At 57.0% G+C, this 18,968-nt stretch carries 19 protein-coding genes; 2 read left to right on the top strand and 17 right to left on the bottom strand.

Translation table 11 applies throughout. The features are described 5' to 3' along the window. Positions 1-4: 4 nt before the first annotated feature. The 12 genes from ACQR35_RS08155 to ACQR35_RS08100 form a co-directional block, all read right to left on the bottom strand. A complete protein-coding gene (locus tag ACQR35_RS08155) occupies positions 5-298 on the bottom strand; it encodes a YciI family protein (RefSeq protein ID WP_430268429.1) in 294 nt (97 codons plus the stop codon). A gap of 108 nt (positions 299-406) precedes the next feature. Continuing rightward, a complete protein-coding gene (locus ACQR35_RS08150) occupies positions 407-847 on the bottom strand; it encodes a hypothetical protein (protein WP_430269752.1) in 441 nt (146 codons plus the stop codon). Further along, positions 844-1,488: a MarR family transcriptional regulator gene (locus ACQR35_RS08145; RefSeq protein WP_430269751.1), complete on the bottom strand. Its 645-nt coding sequence runs from the start codon at positions 1,486-1,488 to the stop codon at positions 844-846. Before ACQR35_RS08145 ends, ACQR35_RS08150 begins: the two co-directional genes overlap by 4 nt. A gap of 116 nt (positions 1,489-1,604) precedes the next feature. Next, the gene (locus ACQR35_RS08140) at positions 1,605-2,933 is read right to left on the bottom strand and encodes a M50 family metallopeptidase (RefSeq protein ID WP_430269750.1); all 1,329 of its coding nucleotides are present in this window, start codon (positions 2,931-2,933) and stop codon (positions 1,605-1,607) included. Next, entirely contained in the window at positions 2,930-4,144 is a 1,215-nt protein-coding gene (gene dxr / locus ACQR35_RS08135) for a 1-deoxy-D-xylulose-5-phosphate reductoisomerase (RefSeq protein WP_430269749.1), read from the bottom strand. Before dxr ends, ACQR35_RS08140 begins: the two co-directional genes overlap by 4 nt. Before the next feature lie 59 nt (positions 4,145-4,203). Continuing rightward, positions 4,204-5,031, bottom strand: coding sequence for an HpcH/HpaI aldolase/citrate lyase family protein (locus ACQR35_RS08130; RefSeq protein ID WP_430268434.1), 828 nt, complete (start codon positions 5,029-5,031; stop codon positions 4,204-4,206). Next, entirely contained in the window at positions 5,028-5,561 is a 534-nt protein-coding gene (locus ACQR35_RS08125) for a MaoC family dehydratase (RefSeq protein ID WP_430268435.1), read from the bottom strand. The genes ACQR35_RS08130 and ACQR35_RS08125 overlap by 4 nt, the downstream gene beginning before the upstream one ends. Continuing rightward, positions 5,558-6,211, bottom strand: a complete 654-nt coding sequence (locus ACQR35_RS08120; protein WP_430268436.1) for a CoA transferase subunit B — start codon at positions 6,209-6,211, stop codon at positions 5,558-5,560. The genes ACQR35_RS08125 and ACQR35_RS08120 overlap by 4 nt, the downstream gene beginning before the upstream one ends. 2 nt (positions 6,212-6,213) lie before the next feature. After that, entirely contained in the window at positions 6,214-6,990 is a 777-nt protein-coding gene (locus ACQR35_RS08115; RefSeq protein WP_430269748.1) for a CoA transferase subunit A, read from the bottom strand. An 81-nt stretch (positions 6,991-7,071) separates the two neighbouring features. Further along, positions 7,072-8,235 (bottom strand): acyl-CoA dehydrogenase family protein, encoded by a 1,164-nt coding sequence (locus ACQR35_RS08110; protein WP_430268437.1) that lies wholly within the window; start codon positions 8,233-8,235, stop codon positions 7,072-7,074. A 3-nt stretch (positions 8,236-8,238) separates the two neighbouring features. Beyond that, complete coding sequence (locus ACQR35_RS08105; protein ID WP_430269747.1) at positions 8,239-10,395, bottom strand: acetyl/propionyl/methylcrotonyl-CoA carboxylase subunit alpha; 2,157 nt, start codon at positions 10,393-10,395, stop codon at positions 8,239-8,241. 7 nt (positions 10,396-10,402) lie between these two features. Then, the gene (locus tag ACQR35_RS08100) at positions 10,403-12,010 is read right to left on the bottom strand and encodes a carboxyl transferase domain-containing protein (RefSeq protein WP_430269746.1); all 1,608 of its coding nucleotides are present in this window, start codon (positions 12,008-12,010) and stop codon (positions 10,403-10,405) included. Between the two features lie 122 nt (positions 12,011-12,132). On the opposite strand from ACQR35_RS08100, the gene ACQR35_RS08095 reads away from it, so the two are divergent. Next, entirely contained in the window at positions 12,133-12,789 is a 657-nt protein-coding gene (locus ACQR35_RS08095) for an SACE_7040 family transcriptional regulator (RefSeq protein ID WP_430268440.1), read from the top strand. Here ACQR35_RS08095 and ACQR35_RS08090 read toward each other — a convergent pair. Genes ACQR35_RS08090 through pdhA form a run of 3 tightly spaced genes read right to left on the bottom strand, consistent with a single transcriptional unit; the run spans position 12,786 to position 16,212 of the window. After that, positions 12,786-14,093: a dihydrolipoamide acetyltransferase family protein gene (locus tag ACQR35_RS08090; RefSeq protein ID WP_430269745.1), complete on the bottom strand. Its 1,308-nt coding sequence runs from the start codon at positions 14,091-14,093 to the stop codon at positions 12,786-12,788. The two genes, ACQR35_RS08095 and ACQR35_RS08090, sit on opposite strands and share 4 nt — an antisense overlap. Positions 14,094-14,101: 8 nt before the next feature. Further along, complete coding sequence (locus tag ACQR35_RS08085) at positions 14,102-15,109, bottom strand: alpha-ketoacid dehydrogenase subunit beta (RefSeq protein ID WP_430269744.1); 1,008 nt, start codon at positions 15,107-15,109, stop codon at positions 14,102-14,104. Beyond that, complete coding sequence (gene pdhA / locus ACQR35_RS08080; protein ID WP_430269743.1) at positions 15,109-16,212, bottom strand: pyruvate dehydrogenase (acetyl-transferring) E1 component subunit alpha; 1,104 nt, start codon at positions 16,210-16,212, stop codon at positions 15,109-15,111. The genes ACQR35_RS08085 and pdhA overlap by 1 nt, the downstream gene beginning before the upstream one ends. A gap of 206 nt (positions 16,213-16,418) precedes the next feature. Between pdhA and ACQR35_RS08075 the strand changes: the two genes are divergently transcribed. Then, positions 16,419-16,892, top strand: coding sequence for an Lrp/AsnC family transcriptional regulator (locus ACQR35_RS08075; RefSeq protein WP_430269742.1), 474 nt, complete (start codon positions 16,419-16,421; stop codon positions 16,890-16,892). Between the two features lie 76 nt (positions 16,893-16,968). Here the strand turns inward: ACQR35_RS08075 and ACQR35_RS08070 are convergent, their stop codons facing one another. Further along, positions 16,969-18,573 (bottom strand): solute symporter family protein, encoded by a 1,605-nt coding sequence (locus tag ACQR35_RS08070; RefSeq protein ID WP_430269741.1) that lies wholly within the window; start codon positions 18,571-18,573, stop codon positions 16,969-16,971. Further along, positions 18,573-18,965, bottom strand: a complete 393-nt coding sequence (locus ACQR35_RS08065; protein WP_430268445.1) for a DUF485 domain-containing protein — start codon at positions 18,963-18,965, stop codon at positions 18,573-18,575. Before ACQR35_RS08065 ends, ACQR35_RS08070 begins: the two co-directional genes overlap by 1 nt. Between the last annotated feature and the right edge of the window lie 3 nt (positions 18,966-18,968).

The raw sequence follows: 18,968 nt of genomic DNA, 5'->3' as shown, positions 1-18,968 counted from the left end.
TTCCTTAGGATGCGCTCGCGGCGAGCTGCCCAATAATCGGGTTCCACTCGCGCGATGAGGTGCGGGCTACAGCTCCAGCTTGCTGAAAGGGATCTTGACGAACCAGCTCTTCTAATTGCGGTTGATCCTCCACGGAGAACAGCAAAAGCGCACCAGTACCGTCTGTGTACGGCCCGGAAGCCAACAACAAACCTTGGTCCGCTTGGGCGCTGAGCCAGTTGCGATGTGCGGGCCGGTGTTCATCCCGCAGTGCTGCGGTGGCGGAATCGTACTGGTAGTCCACGGCGAAAACAGTCATGCACTTAGCCTATATCCACCATGGGCCACTACCCTCAAAACTTCGGCGTGGGCTGCACCACCAATTGCGCCATGGGGCGTGCAAGCTAACCAGTATCACCTATCCCAACTAGCTCAGGAAGAGCACCTTGATCAGTGCCGTTGTCCCAGCAGCCCACAGCATGGAAGACAGTGTTCCGATGATAAATCGCTCGGATGCGGCGGGGGTTTCTTTGAGTTCAGCGAACCGACCTAGGCCTTTGATCGCCACAATGTAAGCGATGGCCACAGGCTGACCACCAAGGATTGCGAGGCTAACTGCCAACCGCTCCAAGACGCCGATAATCGCCCCGCCACGCAGAATCTGCTCGGAGTCCACAGCTGGTGCCGATTCTGCGGCGACCGTAGCGCCGTCGTCGTTTTGTACTCCTGGTTGGACCTCCTCTGCCGTTAGTTCCTGCGCGGCAGTATGCGTGTCAATGGTGCGGGCGAGCTTGAAGATCAGGGCCGTCACCGGCCACCCCACAAACCCCGCCACGATCAGAGCCACGGCAACCCATAATGCGGTCATTTATGCTGCCCCTCCCGGCTCGCTGAGAATTGATCAGCCGTTGTTAGAAGCGCCGCTGCTGCTGGGCGAGCAGCTAGTTCTTCAGTAAGTGCTGCACGGCGCAGTGCCGTACTCACCGCTTGTTCGCTCATCTCTAAGGCCTCCGCTACAGCTTTTTGTTCCCCGTGGTGTCCCAGTGTGCCACGACGTACCTCAGCGAGGGCGTCAACAACGTTCCACTGCGAAGCCGTGCGGCGCTCGATGAGCTGGCCCAGCAAACGCAGGACTGCTTCGGCATGGGCAGCTTGCTGGGGCGCAGCATTGGAGACTACCGCGAGGGGAATATTTTTTGCCGCTGCTTTGGCTCGATCTACTGCGTGCCGGGCAGCTAAAAAGGCACTCCCCTGACCGGCTCTGGAGGACTCAGGCAGAGGCTCTTTAACCGCACCAATCCCGATGCCTACGTACCAGTGACCAGTACGCAATAGTTCAAGGGAAACCTCGACGACGGCACTTGCGTTTTGGAACACCGCTTGGATCTCGTCGCCAGCGGTGCGTTCAAAGGGCAAGAGCGCCGGAACGTTTTTGAGCTGCACTAGGACTTCAGGCACACGGTCGATGTCCTTTCCGCTCCCCCGCTGGTCCACCGTCATCACGAACATGGATCAATCATAGAAGACTGATTTCTAAATAATCCATCTTTTTAGGATGATTATCTAGAAATCATCCATATTTGACTGATTATTGCCGTCGCGGTCAGCTGTCGCTTCTGAGCCGTCTAAAAGATGTTTACCGGCTTAACGATGTCGGCATAGATCAGCAGGGCACTCATTGCCATCAAGGCGATAGCCACCACATAGGTCAGTGGCAACAACTTGGCAATATCGAATGGCCCCGGATCCCGTTTGCCGAACCACCGCGCGATCTGCCGGCGAGCACCTTCATAAAGCGCTCCCGCAACGTGACCGCCGTCGAGCGGCAAAAGCGGCACGAGGTTGAAGACGGCGAGCGCAAAGTTCAGCCCCGCGAGGATACCGATCAGCGCTGCCAGACGCGTAGACACGGGGATGGTTTCCATCGCAGAGATCTCACCGGCAACTCGGCCCACCCCCACCACACTGATGGGGCCGTTAGGGTCGCGCGGTTCCGAGCTGAACGCGGCCTTTGCCACGCCTACTACTCGGGCTGGGAGATTAAATACGACGCCGGCGACTTGGCTAATCTGTTGGCCGGCCGCTGGTAGTACTGCTTCGGGCCCTTGGGGCACCATCGCTTGTGTGGGGCCAATACCGAGGAAGCCAACTTCGGCAGTTTTGGTGGTGCCGTCAGCGTTCTTTTGTGCTTGGCCATCGGAGCCTACAACGGGGCGCGCCGAGAGAACTGGGGTGACCGTGGTGTTGACTTCCTGACCATTTCGCAGGACCGAGATCTGCACACTGCGCCCGGCAGAGGCTCGAATCCATGACGTCAGTTCATCCCAGCCAGTGACAGCTTTGCCGTCAAAGGTTTTGATGGTGTCTCCGGGGAGAAGTCCGGCCGCGGCGGCAGGTGTAGGAACACAGGCCGACGAATTGGGGTCTACGGTCTCACCAGATTTCACCTGGCATTTGGACACGTCAGAGATGGTGGTGGTCGCCTGTGCCGTGCCAAATCCCATCAATAGCACTGCCGTGAGCACCAATCCGATCAGCAGGTTCATGGCTGGCCCGCCGAGCATGATGATGATTTTTTTCCATACCGGAAGTTTGTAAAAGACGCGGTTGTGGTCCTCTGGGCGCACTTCCTCATGCGCTACCGAGCGCGCCTCTGACGCTAGCGTCTGGAACATACCGGTACTTGAAGGCCGCACGCTTCCATCGCTCACGTTGGGCGGGTACATACCCACCATGGATACAAAGCCACCGAGCGGGACCGCCTTGAATCCGTATTCAGTCTCGCCCTTGCGCTTAGACCAGAGAGTTGGCCCAAAGCCGATCATGTATTTGGTGACCCGGACGTTAAAGAGTTTGGCGGGCAACAAGTGCCCCACTTCATGCAAGGCGATAGATAGGGCTATGCCTATGGCGACGATGAGTACACCAACGATAAAAAGAACTACGGCTGTCACTTAGCACCTGCATTGTGGGAGTCACTTGGATCAGAGGAGCTGTCCAAAATCTGATTGGCCCGGGCGCGGGCCCAACCTTCAGCTTCCAGCACCGACTCGACACTGAGCTGGGAGGAGCCTGAGTGTTCGCTCAACACGGCTTCAATGGTGTCCACAATGTCAGTAAAACGAATCTTGCCGGCGTGGAACGCGTAGACGGCTTCCTCGTTGGCAGCGTTGTACACAGCAGGGAAGGTGCTCCCCTGCTTTGCTGCGTCCTTAGCAAGGTCAACGGCGGGAAATGCAACAACATCGAGTGGTTCGAAGTGCCAACTGACTGCTTGGCTCCAATCACAGGCGGAAGCGGCTTTTGGCACACGATCTGGCCAGCCCAGGCCCAAAGCAATGGGGAGCCGCATGTCCGGCGGTGATGCTTGAGCAATGGTGGAACCGTCTACAAACTGAACCATGGAATGCACCACAGATTGTGGGTGGACCACCACATCAATGCGGTCCAGCGGAATGTCGAAGAGCAAGTGCGCTTCAATCACTTCCAGTCCTTTGTTGACCAGGCTTGCGGAGTTAGTGGTGACCATGGGGCCCATGTCCCACGTGGGGTGCGCAAGAGCTTGGGTAGGGCTAACGTTGTGCAACTGTTCACGGCTGAACCCTCTGAAGGGCCCACCGGATGCTGTCAAAATAAGTTTGTCCACTTCAGCGAACTGCCCGGACCGCAGACACTGTGCAATGGCCGAGTGCTCCGAATCAACTGGCACCAATTGACCTGGAGCCGCCGCGTCCTTGACTAGTGAGCCACCTACAATCAGTGATTCTTTATTGGCCAGCGCCAAGGTGGCCCCTGAGCGGAGCGCCGCGAGAGTGGGAACCAAACCGATGGATCCTGTGATGCCGTTAAGCACTACATCTGACGGGATCTGTGCGATCTGCGTGGAAGCGTCAGCCCCGGCGAACAACTGTGGCTTATATCCGGTGATCCCTGCTTTGGCAGCCGTTGCGCTAATCAGCGCAGCGAGTTCACTCGCGTCCTGGGCGGATGTACCTACCGCTTGGGCGCGTGTATGCACTGCCTGAGAGGCCAGAAGCTCCAGGTTTCCCTGCCCAGCACTGAGCGCCACAACTTCAAACAAGTGTGGTGCACCATCCACCACGCCTATTGCTTGAGTACCAATGGAACCGGTGGAACCGAGAATCACAATCTTGCGCCGCATCATTAATCCAGTATCTCGCAATGCACGTCAAACACCGGACCGTATGCCCGCAATCTCGGCTGCTACAGTTCCCCTGCGCGCAAGAGCGTGGCCTGAGCGTGTTTGAGGATGGGCTCGTCAATCATTTTGCCTTGGTACTGGAACACACCGCTCCCTGCTTCTGCGGCTGCGGCTAGAAGTGCTCTAGCCTCAGCAATAGAGTCCGCCGATGGTGCATAGGCGTTGCGGATGGTGCCAGCTTGACTTGGGTGGATACACGCCTTGGCGAAGAACCCTGAGGCAACTGCATCCTCGGATTCAGCGGCCAATCCGGCCAGATCAGCGATGTTCACATACACAGCATCAATAGCTGATTTGCCGTAGGCGCCAGCGGCCAAAAGTACCTGTGAGCGCGCATGCTGTGCCACATGGCGGTAGCTGCCGTCCGCTTTTCGGCTTGAGGTCCCGCCGAGTGACGCCACAAGGTCTTCGGCTCCCCACATTAAAGCAACCACGTGGGGAAGTGCCGCGATAGCCGGAGCATTGATGATTCCGGAGGCCGTCTCGCACAACGCAATCACTCTAAAATCCTTCAGCTCAGCGATCTGAGCTGGGTCTTCTGCCTTGGCCACCATGATGGTCCGGTAAGGAGTGCCCGCGAGGACGCTAAGGTCTTTGGCGAATTCCTCAGTGCCACAAGGGTTGACGCGCACTATGGTTCGCTCGGCTTCTAAGGGGGCGCCACTGCGAACATGAGCAAGCAGCTCGGCACGCGCAGCCTCTTTATCCCCTGCTGCCACTGCATCTTCAAGGTCCAAGATGACAGCGTCTGCCCGTTCGGCTGCTTTGTTGTAGCGGTCAGCCCGGTCTGCGGGGCAGAACAAGAGACTTGGTCCCATAGTGAACGTCACGATGTAAGGCTTCCTTTTTGCTGAGCCGCGTGGGCTTCTTGGGTCCACATCAGGCACGAACGGGTAGCTTTGGCCACAACTTTCCCGTCTTGATTGGTACCGGTGTGTTCCATCGTCACAACGCCTTGGCCCGGTCTAGACGAGGAAAGCCGCTTAGAAGTGATCACCGTCTGGGTGTACAAGGTGTCGCCGTGGAAAAGCGGATGTGGGAACTTCACGTCGGTGAGCCCCAGCTGGGCGATGATGGTCCCTTGCGTCAGTTGGGGAACGGACTGTCCCACGAGTGTTGCGAGGGTAAACATCGAATTCACCAAGCGCTGTCCGAAAGGTTGCCCAGCGCTCCATGCAGCATCCAAGTGGAGAGCTTGCGTGTTCATGGTCATGGTGGTGAACAGAACGTTGTCCGTCTCGGTAATAGTCCTGCCAGGGCGGTGCGCGTAGATCACGCCCTCTTGGAGCTCCTCGAAGTAGAGTCCACGCTGTTCGATCATGTCCATGCTGGGGGCTTGATCGTGTTCCTGTTCACTCATACGTTGTCCAAGTCATGCATTTCCACACGCAGTTCAGCGCCGGTAGCGGCGATCACTTCCTCGGCGGAAACTCCCGGAGCCGTCTCGCGCAAGACCAACCCGTCCTCAGTGACATCAATAACCGCAAGGTCCGTGATAATTCTGTCCACACACCCCTTGCCGGTCAGCGGCAGAGTGCAGCGTTTGAGGATCTTAGGGTTCCCCGCCTTATCCACGTGCTCCATCATGACGATAAGCCGCTTAGCTCCAAAAACTAGATCCATGGCACCCCCCATACCCTTGACCATCTTGCCGGGGATCATCCAGTTGGCAAGATCGCCATTCTCAGCAACCTCCATTGCCCCGAGCACTGCAACGTCCACGTGACCGCCGCGCACCATTCCAAAGGAGAGCGAAGAGTCAAAGAACGCAGCACCCTTGTTGACAGTGACGGTTTCTTTGCCGGCGTTGATTAGGTCAGGATCCACAGCGTCATCGGTGGGGTAAGGGCCGGTGCCCAGGATTCCGTTTTCCGAGTGAAGAACTACTTCCACCCCTTCAGGAATGTAGTTTGGGATCAGAGTGGGCATACCAATACCAAGGTTGACGTATTGGCCGTTGTGCAATTCTTTGGCCACTCGCGCCGCAAGCTGGTTTCTGTCCAAGGCCATGCCTAGTTACCTTCCTTTGCTGCCGAAACGGTGCGCTTTTCAATGCGCTTTTCACTGTTTTCCGATCCCGCAGGAACGTGGACTACCCGTTGAACAAAAATGCCCGGAATGTGAACGTGTTCGGGGTCCAGCTCGCCCGGTTCCACAAGTTCTTCAACTTCAGCGATGGTGATCTTTCCAGCCATGGCGCACAGAGGATTAAAGTTCATGGCCGTCGCGTGGAACACCAAGTTTCCGTGCCGGTCGCCCTTCCAGGCGTGGACCAGCGCGAAGTCTGGAGTCAAAGACTCTTCCAGTACGTAATCTGCACCGCCGAAGTTTCGCACTTCTTTCGGCGCGGAGGCGATCACAACGTCTCCGTCCGTATCGTACTTCTGTGGCAGTCCGCCGTCGGACACTTGGGTGCCCACACCAGCGGTTGTGTAGAACGCTGGGATCCCGGCACCGCCGGCACGAAGCTTCTCCGCCAAAGTTCCCTGCGGTGTGAGCACTACCTCAAGCTCACCGGCCAGGTATTGGCGCGCAAATTCCTTGTTTTCGCCCACATAGGAGCTGATAGTTCTACGGATCCGGCCGTCGCGCAGCAGAATGCCCAGCCCCCAGTCGTCGACGCCGCAATTATTGCTGACCGTTTCAAGCGAGCCGGTTCCCTGATCATGCAGGGCAGCGATCAGGGCCACGGGGATTCCACACAAACCAAAACCGCCGACGGCGAGTGAGGCGCCTTCATGGACATCCGCCACCGCCGTAGCGGCGTTCGCTACAACCTTGTTAATCATCATTGATCCTTTCAGTGCCGGCGAGCAGCATATTCCACCGCCAATTCCGCTTGCGCGCAGACGGAAACAAAACCTAAAACCTTAGAGGCCTAGATCCCGGGCAATGAGCATCAACTGCACTTCTGTGGTTCCCTCGCCGACTTCAAGAATTTTGGAGTCGCGGTAGTGGCGGGCCACAGTGAATTCGTTGATGAAACCATACCCGCCGAAGACTTGTGTGGCATCACGGGCGTTGTCCATTGCGGCTTCACCCGCCACCATTTTGGCGATGGCTGCCTGAGTCTTAAAGGGTTTGCCAGCCAGCATCCGGGCGGCGGCGTCATAGTAGGCCAAACGTGCTGTGTGGGCGCGTGCTTCCATCCGGGCAATCTTGAACTGGATGCCTTGGTACTTACCAATGTTGTTACCAAAGGCTTGGCGTTCCAGCGCGTACTTCACTGACTGGTCTACGCAGCCTTGAGCAGCGCCTACGGCGAGCGCAGCGATCGCGATGCGACCCTCATCCAAAATGGATAGGAAGTTGGCGTAGCCTCGCCCTTCAACTCCGAGCAAGTTTTCCTCGGGAACACGAACGTCAGCCAAGGTCAGCGGGTGGGTGTCCGAGGCATTCCAGCCCACCTTGTTGTAGGCCTTTTCCGCCTTAAAGCCGGGAGTGTTGGTGGGTACCAGAATGGTGGAAATTTCTTTTTTGATGCTGCCATCGGGCCGTTCGCTTTGCCCGGTGACTGCGGTGACTGTAACTAGTTTGGTGATGTCGGTACCGGAGTTAGTGATGAACTCTTTATTGCCGTTAACCACCCACTGGCCGTTTTCGCGTTTAGCCGTGGTTTTGGTTCCTCCAGCATCCGAGCCCGCTTCAGGTTCGGTCAGGCCAAAGCCTGCGAGCGCTTTGCCCGAGGCCAAGAGCGGCAACCACTCTTTCTTTTGGGCGTCATTGCCAAAGCGGTAGATGGGCATGGCTCCCAAGGAGACACCAGCTTCAAGGGTGATGGCCACCGATTGGTCCACTCGGCCTAGTTGTTCCAGCGCTAGGGCTAGTGCGAAGTAGTCCCCGCCCATTCCGCCATGCTCTTCGGGGAACGGCAACCCAAACAGGCCCATTTCTGCCATGCCTGCAACCACTTCATAGGGGAAGCTGTGTTCTTCATCGTGTTTTTGTGAAACAGGGGCAACTACTTCGTTGGCGAAATCCCGTACGGAGTCGCTGAGGTCTTGATAGTCCTCGCTGAGTCCAAAGCTATTCACGTTTTACTCCTTGGTGGTGACGTCGTTGTCGGTGATGGGATGAATGGTTGCCAATACTTGATCAGCCTTAACGATTTCTCCGGTCTTGACGGACAGATGGACTATCCCGTCCACGGCGGCAAGAAGTTGGTGCTCCATCTTCATTGCTTCTACGCTGACCAGCGGCTGCCCGGCTTGCACTTCCTGCCCGCTGACGACGGCGACGCTAACCACAGTGCCCGGCATCGGTGAGTGGACTTCTGGATCTGCAGTGCCCGATTCACGTTCGATGCTTGCCAATCGTTGATGCAGGTAGGCCTCACGGCCGAGGATATCGAGGTGGCCTTGCCAGCCTTCGGAGCCGAGGTAGATTCGCTGGTTCTGCTGTGAATATGTGGCCGCGTCCGTAGCAAATGCCCACTCGTGAGTAGCCGAACTGATAGTCAAACGGACGCGCTGACCAACGATTTCAGGGATGCTGCACTCTTGAGCCTGCTCGTCATCCACGCTCACGCTGAGGGTTTGTGAATCCTTTGAGGTCACTGAAACTTCAGCCAGCTGCCCGTCTGGGAGCAATACGTGCAGCCTCCATGGTGCGCGGGCCCCCATGCGCCAACCGTCCAGCCGGTTCCATGGGGTGCCAGTGGTCACTGACGGGCTACCCGTCGACATCCGGCCTGTAGAACCCTGGTTTTTCCTAGTGCTGTGAACCCAGCTCATCAGTGCGGCGACTATTACCTCCGCCTCCCCCACATGACGGAAAGCGAAGTCTGGCATCTTGCGCTCGATCAGCCCGGTGTCGAGCTTGCCAGCCCGCACATCGGGATCGTTGATCAGTAATCGCAAGTACTCAACATTTGTATCTATGCCCAAGGCTAGGTAGTGAGAGAGCCCTGCGTCCAAGGCATCAAGTGAGGCTTGCCGGTCTGGTGCCCAGCTGATGACTTTTGCCACCATGGGGTCATAGTCGGCGGAGATTTCCAAACCGTTGAGTAGGGCCGAGTCCATACGAAGCAGTGTTCCTGGTGGTGCGCTGGCGTCCTCGTTCAGGAGCTGAACCGTGCCCGTTGAGGGCATAAAGTTCCGTTCAGGCACTTCAGCGTAAACACGAGCTTCCACCGAGTGTCCGTTGAGCTGAATGTCCTCTTGTTTGATGGTCAAGTGCTCGCCGGCAGCAATTTTCACTTGCCACTGAACCAGATCCAGCCCGGTGATCATCTCTGTTACAGGGTGCTCTACTTGCAGGCGTGTGTTCATTTCCATAAAAAAGAACTCGTCCGGGGCAGCATCTGATACCAAGAACTCCACGGTTCCAGCCCCCGAATAGTTCACGCTCCGAGCTGCGTTACAGGCCGCCTCACCCAGCTTGGCGCGGATCTCTTCACCGCGAGGAAGGCTTTCAAGCATGGGCGAAGGCGCTTCTTCAATCACCTTTTGGTGGCGACGTTGTAGGGAACATTCACGCTCCCCGAGATGAATCACGTTGCCGTAGTTATCCGCCAAAATTTGCACTTCGATGTGCCGCGGGGTCAAGACAAGGCGCTCTAAAAACAAAGTGTCGTCACCAAATGCTGAAGCAGCTACACGTCGCGCCGTCAGGAGGGTACTTGCAAGGTCCTCTGCACGTTGCACCGCGTGCATTCCCTTTCCACCACCTCCGGCGGAAGGTTTGATCAACAACGGGAATCCGACGCTAGAAGCCGCTTCGATCAACTGCGCATCGCTGAGTCCCGGTGCGGCGATGCCGGGAACCACTGGCACACCGTATCCACTGACATGGTTTTTAGAGCGGATCTTGTCACCCATAACGTTGAGCGACTCCACACCGGGGCCAATGAACATAATGCCCGCAGCCTCCAGAGCACTGGCAAACTCAACGTTTTCACTCAAGAAACCGTAGCCAGGATGTACGGCTTGCGCTCCCGTACTGCGGCACGCAGCGATGATCGCATCGGTGTTGAGGTAACTTGCGGAGGCCGCTGCGGGGCCAATCCGTACGGCCGTATCAGCTTCGCGCACGTGGCGTGCACCGGCGTCGGCGTCGCTGTAGACAGCAACTGAGGTGATACCCATAGTGCGCAGGGTACGAATAACCCGACAGGCGATTTCGCCACGGTTCGCCACCAACACAGTGTTGAACAGAGCCGCAGTGTTTTGGGATTTCAAAGGTGATTCCTGCATCGACGGCTCACATCCGGAAGAGGCCGAAGGAGGTCTCCGGCAGTGGTGTACGGGAAACAACATCAAGGGCGAGTCCCACAACGGTGCGGGTCTCCGCAGGGTCAATGACGCCGTCGTCCCAGAGGCGGGCGGTTGAATAGTACGGGCTGCCTTGGTCCTCATACTGTTCGCGGATGGGCGCCCGGAATGCTTCCTCTTCCTCGCTAGACCATTCTTGGCCGCGGGATTCCATCTGCTCGCGTTTGACGGTGGCCAACACTCCCGATGCTTGGTTGCCGCCCATCACCGAGATGCGAGCGGCGGGCCACATCCACAAGAATCGGGGCGAGTAAGCGCGCCCGCACATGGAATAGTTTCCTGCCCCGAAGGAACCGCCAATCACAACTGTCAATTTGGGTACGCGAGCGGTGGCCACGGCGGTGACCATTTTGGCCCCGTTTTTGGCAATGCCGCCGTGTTCGTAGTCTTTGCCGACCATAAAACCGGCTAGGTTTTGCAGAAACAGCAGGGGGATGCCTCGCTGATCGCAGAGTTCAATAAAGTGGGCGCCCTTGAGTGAGGATTCGCTGAACAGGACACCGTTGTTAGCCACGATGCCTACCGGGTGACCGTGAATTTTGGCAAAGCCAGTCACCAAAGTGGTTCCGTAGTTCTTTTTGAATTCGTGGAACTGGCTTTCATCTACCAAGCGCGCAATGACCTCATGGACGTCATAGGGGGCGTTCACATCAACCGGGACGGCACCGTAAATCTCCTCCGGGTCGACCGTTGGTTCAGTGCTCTCAGTGACTTCCCACGCCGGTGCAGGCTGTTGCGGCAGTGTGGACACGATGTCCCGGACAATCTGGAGTGCATGTTCATCGTTCTCTGCCAGATGGTCAGTGACACCGGAAATTCGTGAGTGCACATCACCGCCGCCAAGCTCCTCGGCCGTAACGATCTCGCCGATAGCTGCTTTAACGAGCGGAGGGCCACCCAAAAAAATGGTGCCCTGGTTGCGGACAATCACCGTCTCATCGCTCATCGCTGGCACGTAGGCGCCACCGGCCGTGCACGAGCCCATTACCGAGGCTATTTGTGGAATCTTGGCGGCAGACATTTTGGCCTGGTTGAAAAAGATGCGGCCAAAGTGTTCTTTGTCCGGGAAAACCTCGTCCTGTTTAGGAAGAAACGCTCCGCCGGAATCTACTAAATAAATGCAGGGAAGCTTGTTCTCGAGAGCAATTTCCTGGGCTCTCAGATGCTTTTTGACGGTTAGCGGATAGTAGGTTCCGCCCTTGACTGTGGCGTCATTGGAAATGATCATCACGTGGCGTGAATGAACCAAACCGATCCCGGCGATCACACCAGCGCCCGGGCTGTCGTCGTTATACATGCGGTTTGCTGCCAAAGGTGCGATCTCCAGGAACGGGCTGCCGTCGTCGAGCAGGCGATTGATACGCTCGCGAGGCAAAAGTTTGCCACGGGCAATGTGCCGCTCACGTGATGCTTCTGGGCCCCCTAGTGCGGTGGTTTCCAGCTTGTGACGGAGTTCGGTTACGAGCGCTTTTTGGGCTTGCTCATTAACGAGGAACGGCGCGGATTCGCGATCCAGCGTGGTGGCGAGGGTCTCCATTGACCTGCTTCCTAGGTGCTTTGATGCGGCACAATCCGCTGTCATTTTGGTTAGTACCGGATAACTGAGTTTTACGTTAGTCTCTAATAACCGTGATGTCCACCACACTGACAAAGGATCACGTGAACACTCAAAACCAGCCAGAATTAACCTCGTCAAGTGACGGTGAGGACTCGGCAATCGCACGGCAAACCCAGCGGAGCTTGGCCAAAGAAGAGCGACGCCGAGCCCTCCTTGCTGCCGCCGCAAACCTCTTTGCGTCCAAGGGGTACAGCAGGGTTTCGCTCGAGGATTTGGGCGCCGCCGTAGGTATCAGCGGCCCAGCGGTTTACCGACACTTCCCCGGCAAACAATCCGTACTGGACGAGGTGTTGTTGACGGTAAGCCGCGGCCTATTGTCTGGCGGTTCATTGGTGGCAGCCCGCTCCGTGGATCCCCGAGCGACCTTGACAGAGCTGGTCCACTTTCACGTGGATTTTGCACTGAGCAACGTTGACGTGATCCGGGTTCAAGACCGGGACCTGGACAACGTCAGCCCACAATGCCGCTCCGAAGTCCGTTCCCTGCAGCGGCAATATGTAGAGCTGTGGGTGGAGCAATTAGGCGCGATCCACTCGAGTGACTCGGTGGCCGAGCTACGCCTACGCGCCCATGCCACTTTTGGACTCATCAACTCCACGCCGCATTCGCTCAGAGGGCAAGGAACCAGCGTCGCCCGCAAAACAGCCGCTGGAATTTTGGAAGAGCTGGCCCTTGCCGCACTGACCGCCGGCGCCTAGCCCATCGTTAGTGCGAGCGCTGGATCCTTGAGCAAAGCGCCGACGTCAGCCAAGAACCGCGAACCTTGCTCCCCGTCAACAAGCCGGTGATCAAAAGACAGGCTCAGTGTCATCACCTCGCGCAGTGCTACTTCGCCCTGGTACTCCCACGGGAGCTTACGCACCGAACCCATGGCAAGGATTGCCGCTTCACCGGGATTCAGAATCGGCGTGCCAGCGTCAATCCCAAACACACCAATATTGGTAATGGAGATGGTTCCGCCACTCAAGTTCAGCGGGGAAGTTTTGCCCGCCCGCGCGGTTTGGGTTAGTTCGCCAAGCTCTTCAGCCAGAGCCAAAAACGTCAGGTCTTGGGCGTCCTTAATGTTCGGCACTGTCAGTCCACGGGGTGTAGCAGCGGCTATGCCTAGGTTGACGTAGTTGAACTGCACAATTTCTTGAGCCGCTTCGTCCCACTGAGAGTTGAGGCTGGGGTTTGCTTTGAGCGCCACGAGCAGGGCCCTAGCAACGATCGTGAGCGGCGTGATGCGGACCTGCGCGTATTGTTTGCTGGCCTTGAGCCGTGCCAAGAGTTCCATCGTGGCAGTGACATCAATGGTCAGGAACTCGGTGGCGTGCGGCGCAGTAAAAGCGCTAGAAACCATGGCTGCAGCCGTGTGCTTGCGGACCCCTTTGATGGGCGTGCGCGTCTCCCGCTCCCCCGCAGAATCGGCGCTTCCCTCAGATCGGGCACTGCACTGTTGGACATCGGTGCGGGTGATCAAACCACTAGGTCCAGTGCCAGTGAGCTGAGTGAGGTCCAAGCCCAGATCTTTGGCCAGTTTTCGCACCGGCGGTGTAGAGCGCGGCCGTTCGGGTGATGCCGTTACTGCTACATGCGTGGTTACTGCCGTAGTAACTGTTGCTGGAACACCTGCCCGGGCACGGCGGCTCGGCCGGCCCCCGCGATCGACCACGGCACCGTAACCCACCAAGTTTGGTTCCCGCTTGGGCTCCCCTTCCAGAGCGCCTTCACTGATTGCAGCGCCGCCGGTTCCATTACTGGGGTCCGGGGCGGCGCCGTCGTCGGGAACGTCAAAGGAAACGATCGGTTTACCAACTTCAACCACTGTTCCGGCTGGTTCATGCAGTTCAAGCACCACTCCGGCGAAAGGCGACGGTAATTCCACCACGGCCTTAGCTGTTTCTACCTCGGCGATGATTTGGTTCAACTCCACAGTGTCCCCCGGGGCAACGTGCCACGAGAGTATCTCTGACTCGGTGAGGCCTTCGCCCAGATCTGGGAGCCTAAATTCGCGCCTCATTGTTGTTCTCACGCTTCCAATCCGCTCAAAGAGTTGTGCCGGCCCAGGGCCCGGTCCACGCCGTCTAGGATCCTGTCTAAATCCGGCAAGTGATGCAGTTCCAACTTCGAATAGGGGTACGGGATATCAAAGCCCGTCACGCGTATTGGGGCCGCCTCAAGGAAGTAGAAGCAACGTTCAGTGATGCTGGCAGCGATCTCCGCGCCGAGTCCACCTGATTGCGCAGCTTCGTGAGCGATCACCAAGCGACCGGTCTTGCGTACCGACGCTTCCAAGGTGGCGAAGTCGATTGGCGCTAGGGAGCGCAAATCAATCACTTCTACAGAAATACCTTCGTCAGACGCGGCAACCGCTGCGTCCCGCGCGGTCTTGACCAGTGGTCCATAGGCCACCAACGTGACATCCGCACCAGCATGTACGACGGCGGCACTCCCCATGGGTAGCACCGCTTCAGTGGTGGATTCCTCCACCTCGCCCTTGTCGTGATACCTGCGCTTTGGTTCGAAATAAAGCACCGGGTCGTCACAGGCAATGGCCTGTTGGATCATCGTGTACGCATCTTGCGGGTTGGATACTGAGATCACGCGAAGACCTGAAGTGTGGGTGAAGTACGCTTCCGGCGATTCGGAGTGGTGTTCAGGTGAACCAATCCCACCACCAAAAGGCACCCGGATGGTCAAGGGCATCTTGACGGCACCTTGAGTCCTGTAATGGAGCTTGGCCACTTGGCTAACAATTTGATCAAAGGCCGGGTAGATAAAGCCATCAAACTGAATCTCACACACGGGCCGGTAACCGCGGTAGGCCAACCCCACGGAGGTGCCGATGATGGCAGATTCCGCCAAAGGTGTGTCAATGACTCGGTGGGCACCAAAGTCCTTTTGCAAACCATCCGTAATGCGGAACACCCCACCCAAAGCGCCAATATCCTCCCCCATCAGGACAACTTTGGGGTCAGCATCCATGGCACGGCGCAGGCCGGAGTTTATGGCACGGGAAAACGTCATCGAGGTCATCACAAGGCTCCTGCTGAGTTGTCGGAACCCATCATCTGCAAGTACCGCTGGTAATGGTCCTGTTGGCGCTCCAAGAAGGAGTGAGGCTCGGCGTAGACGTGTTCGAAGATCTGCTCAGCTCGAGGCTCTTCCATGGAGACGATGCCGGCCCGGAGGGCAGCAGCTACAGAGTCTTCCTTGTTTTTCACGTGGGCTTTCACTTCATCACTCAGGACGCCGAGCGAATCGAGGTGGCGTTCAAGGCGCAGAATCGGATCCTTGGCACGCCAGTCTTCGAGTTCGTTGGCGTCCCGGTACCTGGTGGGGTCATCAGCGGTGGTGTGTGGTCCCATACGGTAGGTGACGGCTTCAATAAAAGTGGGGCCGCCACCGGTCCTGGCTCGCTCCAAGGCGCTTCGTGATGCCGCCAAAACAGCGAGGACATCGTTGCCGTCTACCCGGATGGCCGGAATACCAAAGCCTGCCGCACGGTCTGCGATCTGCACGTGGCTTTGGAGAGTTACCGGCTCTGAGATGGCCCAGTGATTATTTTGGCAAAAGAAAACCACGGGTGCCTGAAAACTCGCTGCGAACACCATGGCTTCATTGACGTCGCCCTCACTCGTAGCACCGTCGCCGAAGTAGGTCACCACTGCCGTACTGGCGCCGTCGAACTGGACTCCCATGGCGTAACCAACGCCATGGAGTGTCTGGGCGCCGATGATGATTTGTGGGGTGGCCATGTTGATAGTGAAGGGATCCCAACCGGCCGAGGCGTTGCCTCGCCACACTCGCAGGATGTCCGTGAAGTCCACACCGCGGCAATAGGCCACACCGTTCTCGCGGTAGCTGGAAAAGACAAAGTCATCGTGTCGAAGCGCCCGGCCTGAGCCGATCTGAGATGCTTCTTGACCTAAGAGCGGCGGCCACAACGCGAGTTCGCCTTGGCGTTGAAGCGCTGTTGCTTCATTATCGATCCGACGGATAACCACCATGTCTTCGTAGAGACCTACGAGCGTAGCTTCATCAACGTCGCTCAGCCACGGATCCCACTCGGCGCTTGGGGTGCGTGTGCCCTCGGCTGAAATGAGCTGAACGAATGTTTGTGAGTCGTTGCTTAACACTTTTGCCAGCGACCTTCCCGGCGTGAAGGAACAGTATCCGACAAGAGGATTGCCCCTGCCGCGAGCCGTTCAGTCTTAACCCCGTGGGCGCCATTGCCCACGGTTAATGTGACCCTACTCACAAGTTGCAATGAGTACAACCACCCGCGAACAGCTTGAGCAAAATGCTCAGACCCGAGGGAAGCAACAGTGCTATTCTGCGCATTATGTACTCTCTAGATGGGACCGATGCAAAGTTGCTCGCAGCCCTCGCCGAAGATCCGCGCCGAACCGTAGTTGCTTTGGCCCAAGTGACCGGCATTTCCCGCAATACCGTCCAGGCTCGAATGAGCCAGCTCGAGAAAAACAAGGTGTTTTTGAACTTTGAGCGCCGGATCAATCCAGCCGCTTTGGGTTACACACTCTCAGCTTTTATGTCAGTTCACGTCCAGCAACGAAAGCTGCCCTCACTGGCAGAGAGTTTAGGCAGCATCCCAGAAATCCTCGAGGCTTACCCGCTGAGCGGATCTGCGGATCTTTTCCTTCGAGTAGTTGCTAAAGATGCAGAAGATCTGTTCCGCGTCAACGGTAAAGTCCTCGCTTGCGAGGGTGTTGAGCGCACTGACACCGCAATCGCCATGGGAGAACTGATTCCCTTTAGGATGCTCCCACTCTTGGAGCGTGAAGAGACTGGCAACTGAACACAGCAAAAGGCCCACCACTTGCCTCCCACGTTTGTGAGCAAGTGGCGGGCCTTCGGGAGCCTAAGCACCGAAACTAGTGATCGGTTGCTTTCTCTGCCCCAGCTCCACTGAGAGAACGAACCTCCATCTCGGCCTGCTTTTTGGCGTCTTCGCGGCGTTTGTCCAAAATCGTTCCCAACCAGCCCAAAAAGAAAGCCAAGGGAATCGAAATGATGCCGGGATTACTGAGCGGGAAAATCGCAAAGTGTGCTCCCGGGATCATCGACGTTTTACTGCCAGAAACCACAGGGCTTAACGCGATCAGAATGATGGCCGATCCCAGTCCCCCATACATACTCCACAGCGCACCTTGAGTGGTGAACTTCTTCCAGAACAAGGAATACACAATGGTGGGCAAGTTCGCCGAAGCTGCCACGGCAAAAGCCAACGCCACAAGGAACGCAACATTTTGTCCGTTAGCAAAAATGCCACCGAGGATGGCTAGAAGGCCAATCACTACTACGGTGCGGCGCGCCACCTTAACTTCCGTGCCGGCGTCGACATTTCCCTTAGCAAATACGCTCGCGTAGATGTCATGGGCAAAGGAGGCCGCCGCCGTAATGGTCAACCCCGCAACGACTGCAAGAATCGTTGCGAAAGCTACCGCGGAAATAAAGCCCAGCAAGAGGGGGCCACCAAGGAAGAAGGCAAGCAATGGCGCTGCCGAATTCACTCCACCCGGCGCAGCCTTGATGGTGTCTGCACCCACCAGGGCGCCGGCGCCATAGCCCAACACCAAGGTGAAGATGTAGAAGATGCCGATGAGCCAAATGGCCCAGACCACCGATTTGCGTGCTTCTTTAGCAGTTGGCACCGTGTAGAAACGCATCAAAACGTGCGGCAAGGCAGCGGTTCCCAGAACCAAGGCCAACCCAAGCGAGATGAAGTCCAGCTTGGTGGTTCCTGTTTTACCGTACTGAAGGCCCGGGTTGAGGACGGCTGGGTTCTTGGCCGTATCTACCGCTGCACCCAGGAGGTTTGAAAGGTTGAAGCCGTAAATCGAAAGCACCCAGACGGTCATAACAGCGGCGCCGGCAATCAGCAAAATAGCCTTGATGATCTGGACCCACGTGGTCCCCTTCATTCCACCGATGAGTACGTACACAATCATCAAAATGCCAACGATCGTGATGACCAACGCCTGGCCTCCCCAATCACTGATGCCTAGCAGCAATGAGATCAAGCTTCCCGCGCCTGCCATTTGGGCCAGCAAATAGAAGAAGCACACAGCGAGCGTTGAGATGGCCGCGGCAATCCGCACTGGGCGTTGTTTAAGTCTGAAAGACAAAACATCCGCCATGGTGAATTTGCCGGTATTGCGCAAAAGTTCTGCCACGAGAAGCAGCGCCACAAGCCATGCAACCAGGAAACCTATCGAGTACAGGAAACCGTCATAGCCGTTGATGGCAATGGCTCCAGTGATACCCAGAAATGAGGCAGCCGAAAGGTAATCGCCGGCGATAGCTGTACCGTTTTGCGAGCCGGTGAATGACCTACCGGCGGCATAGTAGTCAGCGGCTGTTTTGTTGTTTTTGCTCGCCCGCAGCACAATCACCAAGGTGATCGCTACAAACAGGGCAAAAATTCCAATATTCAAGGCTGTGGTGTCTTTAAGGTCAGAGACATTAACCATGGGCATCACTTGGCATCATCCTCCGCGGAAGGCGCCGTGTTCAGCGCATTGATGGACTTCTTGCTGTCCTCGATTTCGTTGCGCAATTCCGTTGCCAGCGGGTCCAATTTCTTATTGGAATAGCTCACGTACCAGGCGGTAATACCGAACGTGGTGAGGAATTGCAAAAATCCCAAAATGAGGCCGATGTTGATATTGCCCCAGACTTTGGTGGACATAAAGTCCACTGCATAGTCAGCCAAGAGCACATATGCGAAATACCACAACAAGAAAAAGACAGCCATGGGAAACACAAAGCTCCGATGACGTTTGCGAAGTTCTTGGAAGCGTGGTGAGGCCTGCAATGCTTCGAAGTCCGGCCCCTCCTGCGCTTCGCTCTGACGGGCGTCGTTGCCCATAGT

Source organism: Pseudarthrobacter sp. J1738 (assembly GCF_050490315.1).
Lineage (GTDB): Bacteria > Actinomycetota > Actinomycetes > Actinomycetales > Micrococcaceae > JBNPEO01.
The sequence above is the reverse complement of the archived record's forward strand: the minus strand, read 5'-3'. Positions and strand labels throughout refer to the sequence as shown.

Excerpts from the sequence above, each read along its gene's own strand:
- ACQR35_RS08155 (WP_430268429.1), bottom strand. The coding sequence starts at position 298 with ATGACTGTTTTCGCCGTGGACTACCAGTACGATTCCGCCACCGCAGCA.
- ACQR35_RS08070 (WP_430269741.1), bottom strand. The coding sequence starts at position 18,573 with ATGCCCATGGTTAATGTCTCTGACCTTAAAGACACCACAGCCTTGAAT.
- ACQR35_RS08120 (WP_430268436.1), bottom strand. The coding sequence starts at position 6,211 with ATGGCCTTGGACAGAAACCAGCTTGCGGCGCGAGTGGCCAAAGAATTG.
- ACQR35_RS08085 (WP_430269744.1), bottom strand. The coding sequence starts at position 15,109 with ATGACCTCGATGACGTTTTCCCGTGCCATAAACTCCGGCCTGCGCCGT.
- ACQR35_RS08075 (WP_430269742.1), top strand. The coding sequence starts at position 16,419 with ATGTACTCTCTAGATGGGACCGATGCAAAGTTGCTCGCAGCCCTCGCC.
- ACQR35_RS08115 (WP_430269748.1), bottom strand. The coding sequence starts at position 6,990 with ATGATTAACAAGGTTGTAGCGAACGCCGCTACGGCGGTGGCGGATGTC.
- dxr (WP_430269749.1), bottom strand. The coding sequence starts at position 4,144 with ATGATGCGGCGCAAGATTGTGATTCTCGGTTCCACCGGTTCCATTGGT.
- ACQR35_RS08090 (WP_430269745.1), bottom strand. The coding sequence starts at position 14,093 with ATGAGGCGCGAATTTAGGCTCCCAGATCTGGGCGAAGGCCTCACCGAG.
- ACQR35_RS08105 (WP_430269747.1), bottom strand. The coding sequence starts at position 10,395 with ATGCAGGAATCACCTTTGAAATCCCAAAACACTGCGGCTCTGTTCAAC.
- ACQR35_RS08125 (WP_430268435.1), bottom strand. The coding sequence starts at position 5,561 with ATGAGTGAACAGGAACACGATCAAGCCCCCAGCATGGACATGATCGAA.
- ACQR35_RS08150 (WP_430269752.1), bottom strand. The coding sequence starts at position 847 with ATGACCGCATTATGGGTTGCCGTGGCTCTGATCGTGGCGGGGTTTGTG.
- ACQR35_RS08065 (WP_430268445.1), bottom strand. The coding sequence starts at position 18,965 with ATGGGCAACGACGCCCGTCAGAGCGAAGCGCAGGAGGGGCCGGACTTC.
- ACQR35_RS08100 (WP_430269746.1), bottom strand. The coding sequence starts at position 12,010 with ATGGAGACCCTCGCCACCACGCTGGATCGCGAATCCGCGCCGTTCCTC.
- ACQR35_RS08145 (WP_430269751.1), bottom strand. The coding sequence starts at position 1,488 with ATGTTCGTGATGACGGTGGACCAGCGGGGGAGCGGAAAGGACATCGAC.